Annotated in this window: 21 protein-coding genes and 1 pseudogene; 14 read left to right on the plus strand and 8 right to left on the minus strand. The window is 73.7% G+C overall.

Going from position 1 to position 20,376, the window contains the following annotated elements; genetic code table 11:
* Positions 1-27: 27 nt before the first annotated feature.
* From DCW30_RS18470 to DCW30_RS18490, 5 genes are all read left to right on the plus strand, one after another.
* Positions 28-2,145: a hypothetical protein gene (locus DCW30_RS18470; protein ID WP_076684720.1), complete on the plus strand. Its 2,118-nt coding sequence runs from the start codon at positions 28-30 to the stop codon at positions 2,143-2,145.
* A gap of 122 nt (positions 2,146-2,267) precedes the next feature.
* Positions 2,268-3,209, plus strand: a complete 942-nt coding sequence (locus DCW30_RS18475) for an ABC transporter ATP-binding protein (RefSeq protein ID WP_076684719.1) — start codon at positions 2,268-2,270, stop codon at positions 3,207-3,209.
* Entirely contained in the window at positions 3,206-3,961 is a 756-nt protein-coding gene (locus DCW30_RS18480; protein WP_076684718.1) for an ABC transporter permease, read from the plus strand. The genes DCW30_RS18475 and DCW30_RS18480 overlap by 4 nt, the downstream gene beginning before the upstream one ends.
* Positions 3,958-5,175, plus strand: coding sequence for a sensor histidine kinase (locus tag DCW30_RS18485; RefSeq protein WP_079250015.1), 1,218 nt, complete (start codon positions 3,958-3,960; stop codon positions 5,173-5,175). Before DCW30_RS18480 ends, DCW30_RS18485 begins: the two co-directional genes overlap by 4 nt.
* A complete protein-coding gene (locus DCW30_RS18490) occupies positions 5,172-5,810 on the plus strand; it encodes a response regulator transcription factor (RefSeq protein ID WP_062779821.1) in 639 nt (212 codons plus the stop codon). The genes DCW30_RS18485 and DCW30_RS18490 overlap by 4 nt, the downstream gene beginning before the upstream one ends.
* Positions 5,811-5,817: 7 nt before the next feature.
* Here the strand turns inward: DCW30_RS18490 and DCW30_RS18495 are convergent.
* The 3 genes and pseudogenes from DCW30_RS18495 to DCW30_RS18505 form a co-directional block, all read right to left on the minus strand.
* A pseudogene (locus DCW30_RS18495) lies at positions 5,818-6,665 on the minus strand (transglutaminase-like domain-containing protein); the annotation flags it as partial.
* Positions 6,666-6,712: 47 nt separating this feature from the next.
* The gene (locus DCW30_RS18500) at positions 6,713-7,543 is read right to left on the minus strand and encodes a transglutaminase family protein (RefSeq protein ID WP_103557423.1); all 831 of its coding nucleotides are present in this window, start codon (positions 7,541-7,543) and stop codon (positions 6,713-6,715) included.
* Positions 7,544-7,622: 79 nt separating this feature from the next.
* Positions 7,623-8,624, minus strand: a complete 1,002-nt coding sequence (locus DCW30_RS18505; protein WP_062779824.1) for a GNAT family N-acetyltransferase — start codon at positions 8,622-8,624, stop codon at positions 7,623-7,625.
* 143 nt (positions 8,625-8,767) lie between these two features.
* Here DCW30_RS18505 and fdxA point away from each other — a divergent pair, with 143 nt between their 5' ends.
* Positions 8,768-9,088, plus strand: coding sequence for a ferredoxin (fdxA, locus tag DCW30_RS18510; protein WP_030573070.1), 321 nt, complete (start codon positions 8,768-8,770; stop codon positions 9,086-9,088).
* Between the two features lie 92 nt (positions 9,089-9,180).
* Positions 9,181-10,299 (plus strand): bifunctional succinyldiaminopimelate transaminase/glutamate-prephenate aminotransferase, encoded by a 1,119-nt coding sequence (locus tag DCW30_RS18515; RefSeq protein ID WP_076684716.1) that lies wholly within the window; start codon positions 9,181-9,183, stop codon positions 10,297-10,299.
* 68 nt (positions 10,300-10,367) lie between these two features.
* Here the strand turns inward: DCW30_RS18515 and DCW30_RS18520 are convergent, their stop codons facing one another.
* Positions 10,368-10,790 (minus strand): hypothetical protein, encoded by a 423-nt coding sequence (locus tag DCW30_RS18520; RefSeq protein WP_062779828.1) that lies wholly within the window; start codon positions 10,788-10,790, stop codon positions 10,368-10,370.
* A gap of 325 nt (positions 10,791-11,115) precedes the next feature.
* Entirely contained in the window at positions 11,116-12,018 is a 903-nt protein-coding gene (locus tag DCW30_RS18525) for a heavy metal transporter (RefSeq protein WP_076684715.1), read from the minus strand.
* Positions 12,019-12,080: 62 nt separating this feature from the next.
* Here DCW30_RS18525 and dapE point away from each other — a divergent pair, with 62 nt between their 5' ends.
* Entirely contained in the window at positions 12,081-13,160 is a 1,080-nt protein-coding gene (gene dapE, locus DCW30_RS18530) for a succinyl-diaminopimelate desuccinylase (RefSeq protein WP_076684714.1), read from the plus strand.
* A 97-nt stretch (positions 13,161-13,257) separates the two neighbouring features.
* Positions 13,258-14,019, plus strand: a complete 762-nt coding sequence (locus DCW30_RS18535; RefSeq protein ID WP_062779836.1) for an LOG family protein — start codon at positions 13,258-13,260, stop codon at positions 14,017-14,019.
* 71 nt (positions 14,020-14,090) lie between these two features.
* Here DCW30_RS18535 and folP read toward each other — a convergent pair whose 3' ends face one another.
* A complete protein-coding gene (gene folP / locus DCW30_RS18540; RefSeq protein WP_076684713.1) occupies positions 14,091-14,951 on the minus strand; it encodes a dihydropteroate synthase in 861 nt (286 codons plus the stop codon).
* Positions 14,952-15,075: 124 nt separating this feature from the next.
* Between folP and DCW30_RS18545 the strand changes: the two genes are divergently transcribed.
* On the plus strand, positions 15,076-15,462 hold the full coding sequence (locus tag DCW30_RS18545; RefSeq protein WP_076684712.1) for a DivIVA domain-containing protein: 387 nt from the start codon (positions 15,076-15,078) through the stop codon (positions 15,460-15,462).
* Complete coding sequence (locus tag DCW30_RS18550) at positions 15,459-16,055, plus strand: DNA-3-methyladenine glycosylase I (protein ID WP_076684711.1); 597 nt, start codon at positions 15,459-15,461, stop codon at positions 16,053-16,055. The genes DCW30_RS18545 and DCW30_RS18550 overlap by 4 nt, the downstream gene beginning before the upstream one ends.
* A gap of 9 nt (positions 16,056-16,064) precedes the next feature.
* Here the strand turns inward: DCW30_RS18550 and chcB are convergent, their stop codons facing one another.
* The gene (gene chcB / locus DCW30_RS18555) at positions 16,065-16,865 is read right to left on the minus strand and encodes a 2-cyclohexenylcarbonyl CoA isomerase (protein ID WP_076684710.1); all 801 of its coding nucleotides are present in this window, start codon (positions 16,863-16,865) and stop codon (positions 16,065-16,067) included.
* A gap of 308 nt (positions 16,866-17,173) precedes the next feature.
* Between chcB and DCW30_RS18560 the strand changes: the two genes are divergently transcribed.
* Positions 17,174-17,341 (plus strand): DUF3117 domain-containing protein, encoded by a 168-nt coding sequence (locus DCW30_RS18560; RefSeq protein ID WP_003966491.1) that lies wholly within the window; start codon positions 17,174-17,176, stop codon positions 17,339-17,341.
* Between the two features lie 361 nt (positions 17,342-17,702).
* On the opposite strand, the gene DCW30_RS18565 is transcribed toward DCW30_RS18560, so the two are convergent.
* The gene (locus DCW30_RS18565; RefSeq protein ID WP_076684709.1) at positions 17,703-18,401 is read right to left on the minus strand and encodes an O-methyltransferase; all 699 of its coding nucleotides are present in this window, start codon (positions 18,399-18,401) and stop codon (positions 17,703-17,705) included.
* 153 nt (positions 18,402-18,554) lie between these two features.
* Between DCW30_RS18565 and sigE the strand changes: the two genes are divergently transcribed.
* Both sigE and DCW30_RS18575 read left to right on the plus strand, forming a co-directional pair.
* A complete protein-coding gene (sigE, locus tag DCW30_RS18570; protein ID WP_232626827.1) occupies positions 18,555-19,358 on the plus strand; it encodes an RNA polymerase sigma factor SigE in 804 nt (267 codons plus the stop codon).
* Positions 19,355-20,371: an anti-sigma factor family protein gene (locus DCW30_RS18575; RefSeq protein WP_076684708.1), complete on the plus strand. Its 1,017-nt coding sequence runs from the start codon at positions 19,355-19,357 to the stop codon at positions 20,369-20,371. The genes sigE and DCW30_RS18575 overlap by 4 nt, the downstream gene beginning before the upstream one ends.
* Positions 20,372-20,376 lie beyond the last annotated feature (5 nt).

The raw sequence follows: 20,376 nt of genomic DNA on the forward strand, positions 1-20,376 counted from the left end.
CGGCGGAGTCAACCAGGAGAACCTGCCTTGAGTCGTGAAAATGACAGTTCGTCCGCCGGGCCCCAGGGGCGCGGTGGAGCCGCATACCCCTCGGGGACGCCGCCGTACGGCTCCCCGGCGCAGGGCGCTGCCGAGGGCGGCGCGGACAGAGGGCGGCGGCAGGCCGCCGACGAGCGGCCCGAGGAGCCCGAGACCCAGACCACGCTGACCACCCGCATCCGGATCAACATCCCCGGCTCGCGGCCGATCCCGCCGGTCGTCATGCGCACGCCCGTCGGTGACGAGGCCGCGCGCGGGGACGCGCCGGACGAGGACGGCCGCCGTGACGGCGCGGCGCCCGGCGCCACCGACGCGGGGCAGGCGTCCTCCGCCGCCGACGGATCGCTGGGCTCCGGTTCCGCTTCGGGTCCCGGTGGCGGTACGGGGTCCACCGCGGGCGAAGGCGCCCCGAACTCCTCGGGTCCGGCGTCGGCCGAGGAGAAGACGAGCGACTGGTTCGCGCCCCGCAAGCCCGCGCGCGCCGAGAGCGCGACCACGGGCGGCTCCAGGGCCAACGGCGGCCCCTCCGCCGCCGGTTCGGGCGCCCCTGGCGGCTCCAGTGCCTCCCGCGGCCCCGGCGCGCCCCAGAACGCCTCCAGCGGCCCCGCGAGCCCGGGCAGGAACGGTTCCGGTACGGGCTCCTTCGACGTGTCGGGCGCCGTGGCGTCGGGCCCCCTGGGCGCGGGCGGCCCGCGGGGCGACGACTCCACCCGCGGCGACCTGCCCTACTTCTCCGGCGGCCCCACGGGACCGACCGGCGGCCCCGTCACGGGCGACGGCCCGATGACGCCGCCCGCGGGCCCCGGCAGGACCCCGCCGTCGGGCGGCCCCGGCAACCCGGCGGGCGGCCCGCCGCGTTCGGGTGCCCTGGGCGACGACACCGCGATCCTCACCCCGCAGAAGTCCGGGCCGGTCACACCGCCGCCCGGCGGCCCGCGCCCGCCCGCAGGCGGCGGCCCTGGTGCCTCAGCGCCCGGCGGCAACGTCTCCGGCACCACGCTGACCAGCGGCATCCCGGTCGTCCCGCCGGCGCAGGGCGACGCGCCGTTCCCGCCGGGTCCCGGCGCGGACGGCGCGATGGCGCACACCCCGCCGAAGCTGCCCGAGCCGGTGCGCTCCGACGTGCCGCCCGCCCCGGCGTCCGCCGCCAAGAAGAAGAAGGGCCGCAACAAGCTGGTCCTCCTCGCGGTCGCCGCGGTCGTCGTGGCCTGCGGCGCGTACGGCGCGGGCCTGCTGATGAACCACGCCGACGTGCCGAAGGGCACCACCGTCCTCGGCGTCGACATCGGCGGCGGCACCCGTGACGAGGCCGTCAACAAGCTCGACGACGCCATCGGCGAGCGCGTGGCCAAGCCCCTGAAGCTGTCGGTGGCCGGCGAGGAGGTCACGCTCAAGCCGGACCAGGCCGGGCTGACCCTGGACAGCCAGGCCACCGTCCGGGAGGCCGCGAGCAGCGACTACAACCCGGTCTCCGTGGTCGGCTCGCTGTTCGGCGGGCAGCGCGTCGTCGAGCCGGTCATGCCCGTCGACGAGGAGAAGCTGGCGGCCGCCCTGGAGCGCGCCGCGGGCGGCTCGGGCTCGGCGAAGGAGGGCACGGTCGAGTTCGTGCCCGGCAAGGCCGTGCCCGTCTACGGCAAGGTCGGCAAGGGCATCGACGCCGAGGCGTCCACCAAGGCCGTCGCCGACGCCTACAAGAAGCAGGTCGAGACGGGCAGCGCGGGCACGGTCCAGGTGCCCGTGACCACACGGAAGCCGACGGTCTCCAAGACCGAGGTCGACAAGTTCATGACCCGGTTCGCCAGGCCCGCGATGTCCGCCAACGTCACCATCAAGGCGGGCGCCAAGTCGATCCCGTTCGGCCCGGAGAAGTCGCTGCCGAAGATCCTGGAGACCAGCGTCCTCAAGAACGGCACCCTGGAGGTGCACTACAACCTCGAGGAGCTGGAGAAGCTCTACGGCAACGTCTTCGACGGGGTCCTGATCCAGCGCGGCAACGGCGACAAGACGCCGGTCCAGCCGACCGACGTCGCCCAGGCGATGGGCAAGGCGCTCGTCGGCAAGACGCCCGCCGAGCGGATCGGCGTGATCGAGACGAACGCGAGCTGACCCTCGCACACCACCGGAGGCCGGGCAGTCCCCGCAGAGGGGCGCCCGGCCTCCGGCATGACATCTGTCATCCCGGACACGGCACACGTGACACTGCCGCCGGGGCGCCGCCCCCGGCCACGATGGTCCGCATGACGACGACCACAGCACCGCCCGCCACCAGCGCGGTCGCCTTCGAGCGGGTGAGCAAGGCCTACGACGGCGTGCCCGCCGTGGACACGCTCACGCTCGACCTGCGCCCCGGCGAGACGGTGGCGCTCCTCGGCCCCAACGGCGCGGGCAAGTCCACCACCCTCGACCTGCTGCTCGGCCTGCGGCGCCCGGACAGCGGCACCGTACGGGTCTTCGGCGGCGACCCGCGGGCGGCGATCACCGCGGGCCGGGTCGGCGCCATGCTGCAGAGCGGCGGCCTGATGGGCGAGGTGACCGTACGCGAACTCGTCGGCCTGGCCTGCGCGCTGCACCCGAGGCCCCACCCGGTGGACGACGTGCTCGCCCACGCCGACCTCACGCGGATCGCCGGCCGCGACGTGGGCAGGCTCTCCGGCGGCCAGGAGCAGCGCGTCCGCTTCGCGCTCGCCACGGCGGGCGCCAACGACCTGATCGTCCTCGACGAGCCCACCACCGGCATGGACGTCACCTCCCGCCAGGCCTTCTGGGCCACCATGCGGGAGCAGGCGGACCGGGGCCGCGCGGTCCTGTTCGCCACGCACTACCTGGAGGAGGCCGACGCCATCGCCGACCGTGTCCTCGTCCTGTACCGGGGCCGCCTCCTCGCCGACGGCACCGCCGCCGAGATCAAGGCGCGGGCGGGGGCCCGCAGGATCACCTTCGACCTGGCGGGGATCGACGAGGCGGTCACGGAGCGGCTCAGATCGCTGCCCTTCCTCGCCGGCCTGGACGTCTCGGGCCGCACGGTCCGCCTCCGGTCCGGGGACGCGGACGCCACCGTGCACGCCCTGTACGGGCTCGGGATCTACCCCCACAACCTCGAAGTGGCCGGGCTCGGCCTCGAACAGGCCTTCGTGGCGATCACCGAGGCCGAGGAGGCGAAGACCGCATGACGCACCTCCTCGCCGCACGCGGCCTGATCAAGCTGGAGATCACCCGCGCCCTGCGCAACCGCAAGTTCCTGTTCTTCTCCGTGATCTACCCCTCGGTGCTCTTCGTGATCGTCTCGGGCACCCAGGGCGCCGGCCAGGTGCCGGAGACCGGTCTGTCCGTACCGGCGTTCATGATGGTCTCGATGGCCTCCTTCGGCGCCCTGACCGCCGTTTTGATGGGCAACAGCGAGCGCATCGCCAAGGAGCGCGAGAGCGGCTGGGTGCGGCAGCTGCGCCTGACCGCCCTGCCGGGGCGCGGCTATGTCCTGGCGAAGACGGCGAGCGCGGCCGTGGTCGGGCTGCCGTCCGTCGTCGTGGTGTTCGCGGTGGCCGCCGTCGTCAAGGGCGTCCGCTTCGAGGCCTGGCAGTGGCTGGCGCTGACCGGCGCGATCTGGGCCGGCAGCCTCTGCTTCGCCGCGCTCGGCGTGGCCATCGGCTACCTCGTGTCCGGTGACGCGGTCCGCCCCGTCACAATGATCGTCTACTTCGGGCTCTCCCTGCTCGGCGGCCTGTGGATGCCGGCGACGACCTTCCCGGGGTGGCTGCGGGACGTGGCGTCCTGGCTGCCGACGCACGCGTACGCCGCCCTCGGGCAGGCCATCGAACTGGGTGAGGCCCCGCACGCCGGGGACGTCGCCCTGCTGGTCGCCTACTTCGTCCTCTTCACGGGCGGTGCGGCGTGGCTCTACCGGAAGGACACGATGGAGGCGTGAGCGAGAACCCCCGCGACCGGGACGCGTGCGAAGACCTCCCGCCCGACGAGAGCCACCCCGTCCACACCTTCGGCAGGCCCGTCAGGGACCGCCGCCAGTTCCTCACCAAGGCGCTCTGGATCGGCATCTGGCTGGTCTTCCTGACCTCCCCGGTGAGCGACCTGGTGCGCACGGAGCGCGGCACGGCGGTCACCGTCCTCGGCTCGCTGGGCCTCGCGGCGTTCGTGGTCTGCTACCTCACGCTGGTCTTCCGGTACACGACGCAGGTGCTCGACCGGCGCGCGGTGTGCGTGTCGTTCGCGCTCCAGCTCACCCTGGCCGTCGTCCTCGCCCTCGGCTTCGGCGCGAACTGGCTCGGCCTCTTCGTGTATGTCTCGGTGTCCGTGGGGGCCGTGGCGCCACCGCGGCACGCGGCCTGGGCCATCCCCGCCGTCACCGCGGTGATGGTCCTGGTCGGGCTCCGCACGGACAGCCTCCAGGACCTCATCGGCAACCTCGCCGTCCTCAACATCCTCGTCGGCTTCGCCATGACCGGCGTACGCCAACTGGTGCGCACGACGATCCAGCTCCGCCGGGCCCGCGCCACCGTCGCCCAGCTCGCGGCCAACGAGGAGCGGCTGCGCCTCGCCAGGGACCTGCACGACCTGCTCGGCCACTCGCTCTCCCTGATCACGCTCAAGAGCGAGCTCGCCGGGCGGATGCTGCCCGACCACCCCGAGGCGGCGGCCAAGCAGGTGGCCGACATCGAACAGGTCAGCCGCCAGGCCCTGGTGGACGTCCGCGAGGCCGTCTCCGGCTACCGCAGGCGCACCCTGGCGGGGGAGCTGGCGGGCGCCCGTACGGCGCTGACCGCCGCCGGCATCGCGGCGGACGTGCCGCCGGAAGCGCCCGAGACGCTGCCGGACGAGGAGGGCGAGACGGCGCTCGCCTGGGCGCTGCGGGAGGCCGTGACCAATGTCGTGCGGCACAGCGGCGCCCGGCGCTGCACGGTGGCGTTCACGGCCCGCCAGACGCTCGCCGGGCCCCGTCTCGAACTCCGCGTCGAGGACGACGGGGTGGGTGGCGCGGGGCCCGCGGGCAACGGCCTGACGGGCCTCGCCGAGCGGGTGGCCGCGGTCGGCGGTGAGCTGGACGCGGGGGCCGCGGGCCGCCGCGGCTTCCGGCTCACGGTCCGCGTCCCGCTCACCGGCGCCACCGTAGGATCCCCCTCATGACCAGCGACGACGGCCGCGGCGCCGACAAGGTGATCAAGGTCCTGCTCGCGGAGGACCAGGGGATGGTCCGCGAGGCCCTCGCCGCGCTGCTCGGCCTGGAACCCGACATCGAGGTCGTCGCCCAGGTGGGCCGCGGCGACGAGGTGCTCGCGGCGGCGCGCGAGGCGGACGTCGACGTCGCGCTGCTCGACATCGAGATGCCGGGCCGCACCGGCATCGAGGCCGCGGCCGAACTGCGCGCCGCGCTCCCCGCCGTGAAGGTGGTCGTCCTGACCACCTTCGGCCGCCCCGGCCACCTCCGCGACGCCATGGAGTCCGGCGCCCGTGCCTTCCTGGTCAAGGACGCCCCCGCCGCCCAGCTCGCCGCGGCCGTGCGCAAGGTCCTCGCGGGCGAGCGGGTCATCGACCCCGCCCTCGCCGCCGCGGCCCTCGCCGAGGGCGCGAACCCCCTGACGGACCGCGAGCGCGAGGTCCTGCGCGCGGCGGCCGGCGGCGCCACCAACGCCGAACTGGCGGCCGCCCTGCACCTGTCCCAGGGCACCGTCCGCAACTACCTCTCCACGGCCATCCAGAAGCTCGCCGTCCGCAACCGCGCCGAGGCGGTCGGCGTCGCCCGCGACAAGGGCTGGCTCTGAGCGCCCGATTCAGCCGGGCGCGGGCGCCCCGCGCCTGACGCCGCGCCCGGTCCGCCGCCCCGTCCGTGTCGGCCACCTCGTCGGCGTAGGAGTCGAGCTCGCGCGCGCCGGCGGCGAAGTCGCCCTGCCGTACGAGGAGCTGGGCGCGCTCGAAGCGCGGCCGGGGCGGCGGCGAGGGCAGGAGCAGGCAGAGGCCGAGCGCCCAGAGGGAGACGTCGCGGCGCTCGGGACGCGGCGCGGCCCACGCGCGGATGTCGTCCAGGACCCGCCGCACGATGTCCGGCGTCCGCGCGGGCCCCGGCATGGACGGCACGAGGGGGCTTCCCGGTGGCCGCCGCCACGAGCAGCCCGGCGTCCGCGCCCGTCAGGACCCGGCCGCCCGCGAAGGGGCCGGCGAGCACCAGGTCGTCAGGGGGTCCGAAGCCGACCACGAAGTGGCCCGGCAGCGCCACCCCGCGGACCGTGGCGCCCGCGCGCCGCGCCACCTCCAGCCAGAGCGCCGACAGCAGGATCGGCAGGCCCCCGCGGCGGCGCGGGACCCGGTGCGGCAGAGACGGCTCCCGGCGCTGGTGGTCACCGGGCCCGCCCCGGAAGCCGTAGCGCCCGCCGAGGAGTTCCCCGACGGCCGCCGCCCGGGCCCGGGGGGGGGGGGCTTTCGTCGCTGCCGAGCGCGGCCTGCCCGGCGAGCCGGCCGAGCGGCCGCCGCGCCCTGCCGATCTCCGCCCGGTCGAGCAAGGGGTCCGTCTCCGCGCCGATCAGCAGGCACAGCAGGCGCAGCAGGGCGAGGTCGGGGTGCGGGGCCCCGGCCGCGAACAGCCGTCGCCACTCGGGGGCTCCGGGGGATCGGGAAGGCATACGTCCGTGGTGCCCGGCCGGGCCGATCGCCTACCGCCCCGCAGAGCTCAGTTCAGCATGGCCCTGGCCGCCCGCGCCTGCTGGCGGACCCGCTCGGCGGTGGTCGGCTCCACCGCCGTCACCACATCGGCGTACTCGTCGAGCTCCGCCGCTCCGCCCAGGAAGTCGCCGCGCTGGACGAGGAGTTGGGCCCGCTCATAGCGCAGCCTGGCGGGGTGCGCCGGCAGCAGCAGGGACAGGTCGAGCGCCCACAGCGCGACCTCGGAGCGCTCGGGGCGGGCGGCGGCCCAGGCGCGGATGTTGTTGAGGATGCGCTGGATGATGTTGAGCGGGTCGGCGGGCGTCAGCATCGAGGGCTGGAGCCCTGTGCCCGCGGTCCCCGCCACGAGCATCTCCGCGTCCTGCCCGGTCAGGATGCGGCCGCCGTCGAACGGATCGGCGAGCACCTGCTCGTCCCGCGGTCCGAAGCCGACCACGAAGTGGCCGGGCAGCGCCACGCCGTAGACGGGGGCGCCGGCGCGCCGCGCCACCTCCATCCACACCACCGACAAAAGGATCGGCAGGCCCTTGCGGCGCCGCAGCACCAGATGCAGCAGGGAGGAGTCCAGGCGCTGGTAGTCGCTCGGCGTGCCCTGGAAGCCGCACTGCTCGCCCAGGAGCTCGGCGAGCGCGGACGCCCACGCGCGGGGCCCGCCGGGGCGGAAGGGCAGCAGCCCCGCCAGCCGGTCGAGTTCGATCTCGGCGGTGTCGATCCCCTCCTGGCCGAGCGAGGGGTCCGCCTCCGTGCCGATCAGCAGGCACAGCAGGGCGAGACCGGGCCGTTCGGACCGTACCTCCTCGGCGAACCGCCGTCGCCATTCGCCGGACTCCGCGTGCATACGTGCCTCGTGTCTCATGCCCCGGTGGGGCGCTGTTGCCGTGTGCCGTGCCGTGCCGCCCGGCCGCCCCGGTGGCCGCTCAGGCCCGTCCGTGCCGGTAGTGGTGGTACGTGTGATGCGCCGCGAAGCCCATCCCGCCGTACAGTGCCCGCGCGCCGTCGTTGCCGTTCTCGACCTGCAGCCAGGCCGCCGACGCGCCTTCGGACAGCGCCTGCCGGGCCAGTGCGGACATCACCGAGGTGGCGAGCCCCTGCCTGCGGCGCCCGGGATCCACCTCGACCGCCATGAATCCCGCCCAGCGCCCGTCGACCACGCACCGGCCGATGGCGGCCGGGGCGTCACCGCTCCCGGGCACGGAAGCGAACCACACCGAGGGCCCGCTTGCCAGCACCTTGCGCACATGGGGGCCCGGAGTTCCGGTCCGTCCGTAGCGCCGCAGCCATCCCTCGTCGCAGGAGCGCGACAGTTCCACGCCCGTCCCGTCCGCGTCCAGGTCCCCGACCGGGGCGAGCGCGCCGATGTGCAGTTCCGCGCTGACCTCGCGCTCCCAGCCCCGCGCCACCAGTTCCGCGCAGAGCGTCTCCTGGGTGCCCTCGGCGCCGGTCGCGGTCTGGACGTACGCGGGCAGCCCGCGCGCCCCGTACCACTTCCGCACCTCGCCCAGCGCCTCGTCGAGCGGCCGGCCCGGGTCGCCGAGCGGCAGCGCCGAGTTGGCCCGTCGCGTGAACCCGGCGGCGGCCCGCAGCTCCCAGTCGCCCAGCGGCTCGCTCTCCACCGGCTGCCAGGCGCGCGCGGACACCCGCGCCAGCTCCTCGTACGAGGCGGCGGGGCCGCGTCTGCGGGCCGGGGCCGCGGGCACGACCTTGCCCGCGACCAGCGTGTCCTCCGCGATGCGGACGCTCTCGCCGGTCCTTCGTGTGATGAGCAGCACACCGTCGTCCCACGATGTGAGAACGCCGACCGTGTCGGTGAAACCGCCGCCGCGCTCGGCGGCGTCGGTGCGACGCCGGACTGATACACGTTTGCCCACGTCAGCGGCGGTGACACGGACCTCAAGTCGTCCGCCCGCAGTGAATTCCACGGCTTCTCGAGCCCCTCCTGTTCGGATCATGCCCAGGAACGGAGATACTAGGGGCGGGCATCGACGACGCCGCGCTCCCGCGCGCCAGGCGAGCGGAGCCTGAAGACGGCCCGCCAACGCCCGTATCGAGGAGGAACGACAGCGTGACCTACGTCATCGCGCAGCCTTGTGTCGACGTCAAGGACAAGGCGTGCATCGAGGAGTGCCCGGTCGACTGCATTTACGAGGGCTCCCGGTCCTTGTACATCCACCCGGACGAATGCGTCGACTGTGGAGCCTGCGAACCGGTCTGCCCGGTCGAGGCGATCTTCTACGAGGACGACACTCCAGAGGAGTGGAAGGACTACTACAAGGCGAACGTCGAGTTCTTCGACGAGCTGGGTTCGCCCGGCGGCGCGAGCAAGCTCGGTCTGATCGAGCGCGACCACGCCTTCATCGCCGCCCTGCCGCCGCAGAACCAGTAGCAGCGGCGCGAAGCGCCGCCCCGGTCCCGTACGGCATGTCCCGCGTACGGGACCGGGGCGTTTGTCCATCCACGCAAGCCGGGAGTCCGTACGTGTCCGCAGTTTCCGACCGCCTGCCCACCTTCCCCTGGGACAAGCTGGAGCCCTACAAGGCCACGGCCGCCGCCCACCCCGGCGGCATCGTCGACCTGTCGGTGGGCACGCCGGTCGACCCGGTGCCCGAGCTGATCCAGAAAGCGCTGGTCGCGGCGGCGGACTCGCCGGGCTATCCCACGGTGTGGGGCACGCCCGAGCTGCGTGACGCGCTCACGGGCTGGTGCGAGCGACGCCTCGGGGCGACCGGCTTCACGCACCGCAACGTCCTGCCGGTCGTCGGCTCCAAGGAACTGGTGGCCTGGCTCCCGACCCAGCTCGGCCTCGGCCCGGGTGACGTCGTCGCCCACCCCCGGCTCGCCTACCCGACGTACGAGGTGGGCGCGCGCCTGGCCAGGGCCGAGTACGTCACGTACGACCCCGACGTGTTCGCCTCCGACGCCGCGGTGGCGGAACTCGACCCCGCCGGGATGAAGCTCCTCTGGCTCAATTCGCCCTCCAACCCGACCGGCCGCGTCCTCGCCCTGGACGAGCTGCAGCGGGCCGTGGCCTGGGCGCGCGAGCACGGCGTGCTGCTCGTCAGCGACGAGTGCTACCTGGAGCTCGGCTGGGAGGCCGACCCCGTCTCGGTCCTGCACCCGGACGTGTGCGGCGGTTCCCACGAGGGCATCGTCGCCGTCCACTCGCTCTCGAAGCGCTCGAACCTCGCCGGCTACCGCGCCGCGTTCATCGCCGGCGACCCGGCCGTGCTCGGGGACCTGCTCCAGATCCGCAAGCACGGCGGCATGATGACGTCCGCGCCCACCCAGGCGGCCGTCGTGGCGGCGCTCGGCGACGACCAGCACGTGCGCGAGCAGCGCGAGCGGTACGCGGCCCGGCGCACCGCCCTGCGCGAGGCCCTGGTGAAGCACGGCTTCCGCATCGAGCACAGCGAGGCGAGCCTGTATCTGTGGGCCACGCGCGGGGAGTCCTGCTGGGACACCGTCGGCCACCTCGCCGGCCTGGGCGTCCTGGTGGCGCCCGGCGACTTCTACGGGCCCGCGGGCGAGCGGTTCGTCCGGGTGGCGCTGACGGCGACGGACGAGCGCGTGGCGGCGGCGGTCGCACGCCTGACGTGAGGAACGCCGGACATGACGTGGGGCCCCGAGCCAGTGGCTCGGGGCCCCACGTCATGGGGGTCGCTCGATCAGCCGAGCGGCAGGCCCTGGGTCGGCAGTCCGCCCTTGGTCAGCGAGTCGGTCGGCAGCCCGCCCTCGGTGGCCGTGCTCGCGGTGTCGCCGACGACCTTGCCCGCGGCGCCGGCGACGTCGCCGACGGCCTTCTGGGCGACCGGCGTCGTCGTCTTGGCGCTCTGGCCGACGACCTTCGTGGCGGCGGGCACGGTCTTCTTCACGGCCTTGCTGCCGGCCTCACCGGCGAGGTTGCCGGTGTTCTGGGCGGCGCTGTCGACGGTGTTGCCGAGGTTCGCGGTGTCCAGCGCGGTGAGCCCGCCCAGGTCGGGAGCGGCGGGGAGGGCGCTTGCGGAGCCGGCCGCACCGACCACGGAAGCTGCTCCCGCAGCGCTGAGCAGCGCCGCGCGGGCGATCCGGCGGGTCAGGGGGAGGGACATGATGCTCCTTCAGACGGGAGAAGACGGTGAGGTGTCCGGCCGGATCGTCTCCGGCGTCCCACCGGATGGGTTCCGGCGCTCGGACGCAGTGAATACCGCTCAAGGCCTGGATTGGTTACGGCGGGCCAACGTAAAGAGTCGGCAATGCGTCGCATAATCGGCTCCGGACAAAAGCGGGCAGAGAACGCGTCGCTCGTGACGCCCGCAGAATCCTTCATTCCCTTGGCCCGCAAGGGGCGTAGGGGCAGGGTGGGCAGGTCGGGGCGGCGTGGCCGCGCTTCCGTGGAAGGGCGATCTCCATGCCCCCGCCGGGGGACGGGTCGCACTACTGCGCGGTGACGATCCGCACTCGGTCGGCCGCACCGGGGCCCGCGGCCCTGCCCGCCGCCACCTCGTGCCACCCGCCCGAACCGCCGACGCGCCACTCCCGCCCCGCGTACGAGACGCGCTCCACGCGCAGCGCCGACGACTGCGCCACCGCCCAGTGCGCCAGCTCCCAGCCGCGCCGCGGGGCCTCGCCGCCCGCCGCCGCGGTGGCGGGCACCGGGACCGTCACCGTGCGGCCCCCCACGGCCTCGGGGCGCACGGCACGGCCGAAGTCACGCTCCAGCGCGGCCCGCACCTTCGCGGGGCCGCCGGGGGCCGTGCCGGGGTGGCCCTCGCAGCTGAACGTCGCGGGCGCGCGGCCGGTGAGCGCGGCGGCCAGCAGCACGGCGTCCGGCTCGTGCTTGGCGTAGGCCTGCGGATAGCCGCTGCGCTGCACGCGCTGCGCGGCGACCGTGAGGGGCAGCCGCGAATAGCCGGGGACCTCGGCCAGATGCGCGTAGAACCGCGCCGCGGAGTAGGCCGGGTCCATGATCTGGCGCTCGTCGCCCCAGCCCTGCGTGGGGCGCTGCTGGAAGAGGCCGAGCGAATCACGGTCGCCGAAGCGGATGTTGCGCAGGCCCGACTCCTGGAGGGCGGTCGCCAGCGCGATCGTCACGGCCCGCTCGGGCATGCCGCGCGAGGTGCCGACGGCGGCGACCGTCGCGGCGTTCTCCGCCTGCTCGGCCGTGAACTCGTACGAGGCGCCGTCGCCGTTGGCCGACACCACCGTGCACCGGGGGGAGGGCTTGCCGCCGTAGACGTACTGCACGGCGACATAGCCGGCGACGGCGAGCAGCACCGCGACCGCGGTTCCGAGACGGGCGAGGCGGCCGCGCCGGGAGGGGGTGGGTGGCTCAGGCACGCGTCCAAGGTACTGGAGACCGCCGACAGGCCGGCGCGCCTTCGGGCGTTAGGGTCGACCGCATGCCTCACACCCCGCTTGACCTCACGTTGGACGCCGCCGAGCTGACCGCCCGCCTTGTCGACTTCCCGTCGCCGAGCGGTTCGGAGGCGGCCCTCGCCGACGCCATCGAGACGGCCCTGCGCGGCCTGCCGCACCTCACCGTCGACCGGCACGGCAACAACGTGGTGGCCCGCACGAACCTCGGCCGCGCGGAGCGGGTCGTCCTCGCCGGGCACATCGACACCGTGCCGATCGCCGACAACGTCCCCTCGCGCCTCGACGAGGACGGCGTCCTGTGGGGCTGCGGCACCTGCGACATGAAGTCGGGCGTCGCCGTGCAGCTGCGCATCGCCCAGACGGTCACGGAGCCCAACCGCGACCTCACCTTCGTCTTCTACGACAACGAAGAGGTCGCCGCCCACCTGAACGGCCTCGGGCACATCGCCGAGGCGCACCCCGACTGGCTCGCGGGCGACTTCGCGGTCCTCCTGGAGCCGACCGACGGCCAGGTCGAGGGCGGTTGCCAGGGCACCCTGCGGGTCCTGCTGAGGACCAAGGGGGTGCGGGCGCACTCCGCGCGCGCGTGGATGGGCTCCAACGCCATCCACGCCGCCACCCCGATCCTCGTCAGGCTCGCCGCGTACGAGCCGCGCAAGCCGGTGGTGGACGGCCTGGAGTACCACGAGGGCCTCAACGCCGTCCGCATCGAGGGCGGCGTCGCCACCAACGTCATCCCCGACGAGTGCACCGTCACCGTCAACTTCCGCTACGCGCCCGACCGCAGCGAGGAGGACGCCCTCGCCTTCGTGCGCGACTACTTCGCGGACTGCGGCGTCGACGAGTTCATCGTCGACGACCACACGGGCGCGGCCCGCCCCGGCCTCGACCACCCGGCGGCCGCCGCCTTCATGGCGGCCGTCGGCGGCGAGGCCCGCCCCAAGTTCGGCTGGACGGACGTCTCCCGCTTCAGCGCCCTCGGCGTCCCCGCCGTCAACTTCAGCCCCGGGGACCCGCTGCTCGCCCACAAGGTCGACGAGCGCGTACGGGCCTCGCTGATCCCCGAGGCGGAGGAGCGGCTGCGCGACTGGCTGACGGCCTAGCCGCGCGGGCGGGCACGGCGCAGGACATCACGAGGTCCCTCGGCCGTAACCCGCCTGGACCTAGGCTGTGGTTCCGTACGCATGGAGGGAGCAGACGATGACCGAATACGACGGCCCCGCTGCCGGGAAGCATCCCGACGAGAAGCAGGTGGGTCCGGTGCTGCGCCGGCGCGACAAGGTGCAGGCCGGCACCACCACCGATCAGCGTCTCCTCGACTCCGCCGGCCCCTCCGAGTGGGTCCACACCGACCCCTGGCGGGTGCTGCGCATCCAGTCGGAGTTCATCGAGGGCTTCGGCACCCTGGCCGAACTGCCGCCGGCGATCAGCGTCTTCGGCTCGGCGCGCACCCCGATGGACTCACCGGAGTACGCGGCCGGGGTGGAGATCGGCAGAGCCCTCGTGGAGGCCGGCTTCGCGGTCATCACGGGAGGCGGGCCCGGCGCGATGCAGGCCGCCAACCAGGGGGCCGTCGACGCCAAGGGCACCTCGGTCGGCCTCGGCATCGAGCTGCCCTTCGAGCAGGGCCTCAACCCGTATGTCGACATCGGCGTCAACTTCCGGTACTTCTTCGTCCGCAAGACGATGTTCGTGAAGTACGCGCAGGGCTTCGTGGTCCTGCCCGGCGGCCTCGGCACCCTGGACGAGCTCTTCGAGGCGCTCACCCTGGTGCAGACCCGCAAGGTCACGCGCTTCCCGATCGTCCTCTTCGGCACGCAGTACTGGAGCGGCCTGATCGACTGGCTGAAGGACACCGTCATCGCCCAGGGCAAGGCCTCCGAGGCCGACCTGCTCCTCTTCCACGTCACGGACGACGTGGAGGAGGCCATCTCCCTGGTGACGAAGGAAGTCGGGAAGTAGCCCCCCCACGCGCGCGGGCGCCCGGCGGGCCTCCCGCGCGCGTGCCGCCCGCCCCGGCCCGGCGGGCGCGCTCAGGCCAGTCCGCGCCGCGCCACGGCGGGGTCCCGGTGGCCCGCGATCGTCGCCACCATGTCGAGCACCTGGCGCGTCTCCGCGACCTCGTGGACGCGGTAGACCCGCGCGCCCAGCCAGGCGGAGACCGCCGTCGTCGCCAGGGTGCCGATCACCCGCTCCTTGACCGGCTTGTCCAGGGTCTCGCCCACGAAGTCCTTGTTGGACAGCGAGACCAGCACCGGCCAGCCCGTCTCCACCATCTCGCCCAGCCTGCGGGTGGCCTCCAGGCTGTGCCGGGTGTTCTTGCCGAAGTCGTGCCCGGGATCGATGAGGACCGACTCGCGCGGCACCCCCAGGGCGACCGCGCGCTCGGCCAGGCCGACCGTCACGCGCAGGATGTCGGCCATCACGTCCTCGTACCCGACGCGGTGCGGCCGTGTGCGCGGCTCGGCCCCGCCCGCGTGCGTGCACACCAGGCCGGCCCCGTGCCGCGCGGCGACCTCGGCGAGCTTGGGGTCGACACCGCCCCAGGCGTCGTTCAGCAGATCGGCGCCCGCCTCGCAGACCGCCTCGCCGACGTCGTGCCGCCAGGTGTCGACGCTGATCACCACCTCGGGGAAGCGCCTGCGCACCTCGGCGACGAAGCCGACCGTACGGCGCGCCTCCTCCTCGGCGGACACCTCGTCGCCGGGGCCCGCCTTGACGCCGCCGATGTCGATGATCGCGGCGCCCTCGGCCACCGCCTGCTCCACGCGGGCCAGGGCGGGCTCGTCCCGGAACGTCGCCCCCTGGTCGTAGAACGAGTCCGGTGTCCGGTTCACGATCGCCATGATCACCGGCTCGTGCGCGTCGAACTCGCGCCGTCCAAGCCTGAGCATCCCCTGTGGCCCTCCTGGGTCCTCGTCGCGGTTCGGCCGCCTGCGACCTTAACTGTCACAGCCGCATGGCACGATCGGACACTGACACTTTCAGCACGGGCAGTCGAGCGTGGGGGCCTCAGCCATGGTCTTGTTCTTGTTCCTGGTCATCGCCCTCGTCGTGGTGGTCGGCGCGGTGACCCTCGCCGTCGTCGGCGGCGGCGAGAGCGGCGCCCTGCCCGAGGCCCCGCCGGAGCGCCTCACCGACCCGCTGCCCCCCGACCGGCCGCTGCGCCGCGCCGACGTGGACGCCCTGCGCTTTCCCATGACCCTGCGGGGCTACGACATGGTGGACGTGGACGAGGCCCTCGACCGCCTGGGCGCGGAGCTCGCCGAGCGGGACGCCCGCATCGCCGAGCTGGAGGCGGCTCTGGCGGGCGTCCAGGCCACGGCGGTGGCAGGCCCCGCCCTCTTCGACGGCGGCTCCGACGGCGGGCACGACAAGCGCGGCGAGAGAGGCGACGACCAGTGAGCACGACGAGCGACGCGGTCGCGGGGCCCGACGGCGGCCTGCGCTGCCCCTGGGGCCTGTCCTCCGAGGACTATGTGCTGTACCACGACGCGGAGTGGGGCCGCCCCGTCCGCGGCGACGACGCCCTGTACGAGCGGCTCAGCTTGGAGGCCTTCCAGTCCGGCCTGTCCTGGATCACGATCCTGCGCCGCCGCGAGGGCTTCCGCGCGGCGTTCGCGGGCTTCGACATCGCCTCGGTCGCGCAGTTCACCGACGCGGACCGCGAGCGGCTCCTCGCCGACACCGGGATCATCCGCAACCGCGCCAAGATCGACGCGACACTCGCCAACGCGCGCGTGCTCGCCGGCTGGTCCGAGGGCGAACTGGACGAGCTGATCTGGTCGTTCGCCCCCGACCCGGTCTCGCGCCCGGCCCCGACGTCGCTCGCCGAGGTCCCGGCGATCACCCCGGAGTCCACGGCCCTGTCCAAGGCGCTGAAGAAGCGGGGCATCCGCTTCGTCGGCCCCACCACGGCATACGCCCTGATGCAGGCCTGCGGCCTGGTCAACGACCACCTCGCGGACTGCGTGGCCCGCGAGGCGCCGAGACCGTAGGCCAGGGGCTCAGCGCCCCAGGTACTCCGGCTGCTCCTTGGCGATGAAGGCCCGCACGGCGATGGCGTGGTCCTCGGAGGCGCCCGCCCTGGTCTGGAGCTCGTCCTCCTTGTCCAGGGCCTCGTCCAGGGTGTGCTCCGCCGCGTAGGCGAGGGACTCCTTGAGCGCGGCGTAGGCCAGGGTCGGGCCCTTGGCCAGGGCGCGGGCCACCTTGGCGGCCTCGGCGGCGAGCTCGTCCGCGGGCACCACCTTGTTGGCGATGCCCAGGTCGTACGCCTCCTGCGCGGTGATGTTCCGCGGGAAGAGCAGCAGGTCGGCGGCGCGGCCGGGGCCGATCACGCGCTGCAGCGTCCAGGAGACGCCCGAGTCGGCGGTGAGGGCGACCCCGGCGAAGGACGTGTTGAACTTGGCGGTGTCGGCGACCACGCGGTAGTCGGCGGCGAGCGCGAAGCCGAGGCCGGCTCCCGCGGCGACGCCGTTGACCCCGGCCACGACGGGCTTCGGCATGCCGGCCAGCGCGCGGACTATCGGGTTGTAGTGCTCCTTGACGGTGGTCATCGTCTGCCCCGTGCCGGCCTCGCGGTCCGCCATGAGGGAGCCGATGTGCTCCTTGAGGTCCTGGCCGACGCAGAAGGCGCGCCCGGTCGCGGTCAGCAGCACGGCGCGCACGGCGGGGTCGTCGGCGGCGGCCCTGAGCGCGTCCCGCAGGGCGGCCTTGGCCTCCGCGTTCATCGCGTTCATGGCGTCGGGCCGGTTGATCGTGATCGTCGCGAGTCCGTCGCTGACCTCGTAGAGCACGCTGTCGGCCATGGTGAACCCTTCCGCTTGTCCGGTACGTGGCTCCTCAGCATGACGGAGATCATCGAGGTCCGACATGAGGGCGGATATGTGACCTGCGTCTAACAATTGTGGGTCGTTGGGGCATGGGCGGAGGCGAAGTATCGCAGGCACATCGCCGAATTGGGTGGTTTTGCGGGCGCGCGTTGCGCAAGCGATGCCGGCCGATGTTGGTCATCGGGTCCTGCCATGCGGGATAATGGCCTGGAAGCAATATGTTCGATGCCGGTGACACCTGGGTTGTCGGCTGCGATGAGCTGGTTTCAGGAAGGGGAACGAGCATGGCGGCCATGAAGCCGCGGACGGGCGACGGCCCGCTCGAGGTGACCAAGGAGGGGCGGGGCATCGTCATGCGCGTTCCGCTCGAAGGCGGCGGACGACTTGTCGTCGAACTGACTCCGGACGAGGCCGACGCGCTCGGCGACGCCCTGAAGAAGGTCGTCGGCTGACGCGGAAGCGCGCCCAAACTTTTCACTGCCCCGGATCCCATGGGATCCGGGGCAGTGCTGTTTTTCCGGGGGCTTTTGAGGGGCGCGGGGAACCGCGCACAGAGCCAAGAGAAGCGGCACGGGAACCACGGGGCGGGACGCGGAAGGGGCGCGGGGAACCGCGCACAGAGCACAAGCGGGACAGCCCGGAACCACGGGGCGGGACGCGGAAGGGCGCGGGGGACCGCGCACAGAGCCACGGGGTGCGGCACGGAATCACGGGGCGGAACGGGGAGGGGACGCGGGGAACCGCGCACGGAGCCAAGAGGTGGGGCACGGAACCACCAGGCAGGGACCCGGCAAGAACCGCCGAGGCCTCCCGCTACCGTTTGACCGCACAGAGCAACCCATCACCCACGGGAAGAAGGGACGGCACGAGCTCCGGACTCTCCCGCACGGTCCGCAGCAGATCCCGCAGACAGAGAACCTCGACGGGCTGCGGCCCGGAATCCACGGTCCTGCCGTCCGCGAAGGCCCCCTCGAAGCAGACGAGCCCACCCGGCCGCAGCAGGCGCAACGATTCAGCGAGGTACTCGAGGGACTCCATGCGGTCCCCGTCGCAGAACACGAGGTCGTAACCGCCGTCGGCGAGCCGCGGCAGCACGTCCAGCGCCCGCCCCGGAATGAACCGCGCCCGGTTGCCCGCGAAACCGGCGGCACGGAAGGCCTGGCGGGCGAACTGCTGCCGCTCCGGCTCGGGATCGACCGTGGTCAGCACCCCGTCGGGCCGCATGCCGTGCAGCAGGTGGATGCCCGACACTCCGGTCCCCGTGCCGATTTCGGCCACTGCCTTCGCGTCAACCGTGGCGGCGAGCATCCGCAGCGCGGCGCCGGTGCCGGGCGACACCGAGGGCAGCCCTGCCTCCCGGGCCCGGTCACGGGCCCAGCGCAGCGCCTCGTCCTCGGCGACAAAGGCGTCGGCGAACGCCCAGCTCGTCTGCCGGTTGCCGGTAATGGCCCTCTCCTGTCCCCGTGGTTGCCTGGCCGTGACTGTATCCGTTGGCGCCGGGAACCCGCAGATGAGGCCGGACGTTAATAGGGGGTGTGAGGACGGCGGGGGTCACGGATGGATCAAGACTTGAAGCGGGCGCCTCGAAGCGGCAGGACAACCGCTGAGAAGCCCGTACCAAATTCACGTAAAAACGCTTATCCGGAGCTAACGGGCGAGGTGGTTATGGTAGGGGCTCCACTGGACACCACCAGAGCCGACAGGGGAGGTGCGGCTGCGTCCGCGGATCGGGGAGGAGTGCTTCGGCGCTTTCTCGGATTGGCGGGTGAGCCGAAATCCGTGACCGACACCGCTGACCGCATCCGTGCCAACGACTCCGCTCAGACCGCGACCTTTGCCGCTGACGCGGAATCGCAGGCGTGGACTCCGCCCACATGGGAGGAGATCGTCAGCACACACAGCGGCCGCGTGTACCGCCTGGCGTATCGCCTGACAGGCAATCAGCACGACGCCGAGGACCTCACCCAGGAGGTCTTCGTCCGCGTCTTCCGCTCCCTTTCGACGTATACGCCCGGCACGTTCGAGGGCTGGCTGCACCGCATCACCACGAACCTCTTCCTGGACATGGTGCGCCGCAAGCAGCGCATCCGCTTCGACGCCCTCGGCGACGACGCGGCCGAGCGCCTCCCCAGCCGCGAGCCCTCGCCGCAGCAGGTGTTCAACGACACGCACTTCGACGCGGACGTCCAGCAGGCGCTCGACACCCTCGCGCCCGAGTTCCGCGCCGCCGTGGTCCTCTGCGACATCGAGGGCCTGTCGTACGAGGAGATCGCCGCGACCCTCGGCGTCAAGCTCGGCACGGTCCGCAGCCGTATCCACCGGGGCCGCTCCCAGCTCCGCAAGGCCCTCCAGCACCGCTCTCCCGAGGCTCGCGCGGAGCGCCGTGCGCTCGGCGCCGACACCCCTGCCCTGCAGGCAGTGGGGGCCCCCGGAGCCGTGGCGCTGGGAGGAGGGGGCGCGACCGCGTGAGTGGATCACGGGCGAATCCCGCGGAGCGGCCCCTGGCCGACGCGGAGCAGCATCTGGGAGACCGGCTCGCCGCCCTGGTGGACGGAGAGTTGGGTCATGACGCGCGCGAGCGCGTCCTCGCGCATCTGGCGACCTGTCCGATGTGCAAGACCGAGGCCGACGCACAGCGCCGCCTGAAGAGCGTCTTCGCGCAGGCGGCGCCACCGCCGCCCAGCGAGAGCTTCCTGGCCCGCCTCCAGGGCCTGCCCGCCGGTGGCATCGAGCCGCCCGACGGTCCCAATCCGCCGGGTGACGGAGAGGGCTTCGCCACCGGGTCCAGCTCCGCCGGGCTGCCGAGGACGGGCCTCTTCGGCGTGAACACCGAAGCCTTCGTCGGCTATGCCCCCTCGGGCGCCCACGCGACGGTGCTGCCCGGCGGAGGACGCGGTTTCCGCACCCATGACGTCACCCGGCACGAGGGCGACCGCTCGCTCTGGCGCGGGCGCCGCTTCGCGTTCGCCGCGGCCGGCGCGGTGTCGCTGGCCGCCATCGCGCTCGGCGGCGTCACGGCGGGCGCCCCCGCCGACACGAGCGACACCAGGGCCGGCGGCTCCAAGGCCAACAGCAACATCACGCCGCAGCGCCCCCAGGGCACGGGTTCCGCCGTGTCCCCGGATTCCGTGCGCCGCCGGGGGGCCGGTAATCCGCTGTCGGCGCAGGGCCAGCGCCCCGGGGCCCTCGCGGCGCCGGTCGCGCCCACCGAGGTGACGGGGCCGTTGCTCCCCGGAGGCCCCACGCAGCCGTTCCGCTCACGGGCCTCGGCGTACGCGGTGACGGCACCGCTCCTCGCGGGCGCCGCCGCCGTCTCCCCGCTGATAAGCCCGCCGCAGCCGGGCCACCGGAGTGCGGCGCCGCCCGGCGTGGCGGTGCCACCGACGCTCCGGTCCGTGCAGGCGGGGGGCGTCGACGCGTCGGACACCACCGCGGCGGCCCCGGGTGCGGACCCGTCGCGAGGCACGGCCGCGCTCCGCTGACGCGG

Source organism: Streptomyces alfalfae (assembly GCF_004127445.1).
GTDB classification, from domain to species: Bacteria; Actinomycetota; Actinomycetes; order Streptomycetales; family Streptomycetaceae; genus Streptomyces; species Streptomyces alfalfae.

Excerpts from the sequence above, each read along its gene's own strand:
- DCW30_RS18475 (WP_076684719.1), top strand. The coding sequence starts at position 2,268 with ATGGTCCGCATGACGACGACCACAGCACCGCCCGCCACCAGCGCGGTC.
- DCW30_RS18480 (WP_076684718.1), top strand. The coding sequence starts at position 3,206 with ATGACGCACCTCCTCGCCGCACGCGGCCTGATCAAGCTGGAGATCACC.
- DCW30_RS18490 (WP_062779821.1), top strand. The coding sequence starts at position 5,172 with ATGACCAGCGACGACGGCCGCGGCGCCGACAAGGTGATCAAGGTCCTG.
- DCW30_RS18500 (WP_103557423.1), bottom strand. The coding sequence starts at position 7,543 with ATGCACGCGGAGTCCGGCGAATGGCGACGGCGGTTCGCCGAGGAGGTA.
- DCW30_RS18520 (WP_062779828.1), bottom strand. The coding sequence starts at position 10,790 with ATGTCCCTCCCCCTGACCCGCCGGATCGCCCGCGCGGCGCTGCTCAGC.
- dapE (WP_076684714.1), top strand. The coding sequence starts at position 12,081 with ATGCCTCACACCCCGCTTGACCTCACGTTGGACGCCGCCGAGCTGACC.
- DCW30_RS18535 (WP_062779836.1), top strand. The coding sequence starts at position 13,258 with ATGACCGAATACGACGGCCCCGCTGCCGGGAAGCATCCCGACGAGAAG.
- folP (WP_076684713.1), bottom strand. The coding sequence starts at position 14,951 with ATGCTCAGGCTTGGACGGCGCGAGTTCGACGCGCACGAGCCGGTGATC.
- DCW30_RS18545 (WP_076684712.1), top strand. The coding sequence starts at position 15,076 with ATGGTCTTGTTCTTGTTCCTGGTCATCGCCCTCGTCGTGGTGGTCGGC.
- chcB (WP_076684710.1), bottom strand. The coding sequence starts at position 16,865 with ATGGCCGACAGCGTGCTCTACGAGGTCAGCGACGGACTCGCGACGATC.
- DCW30_RS18560 (WP_003966491.1), top strand. The coding sequence starts at position 17,174 with ATGGCGGCCATGAAGCCGCGGACGGGCGACGGCCCGCTCGAGGTGACC.
- sigE (WP_232626827.1), top strand. The coding sequence starts at position 18,555 with ATGGTAGGGGCTCCACTGGACACCACCAGAGCCGACAGGGGAGGTGCG.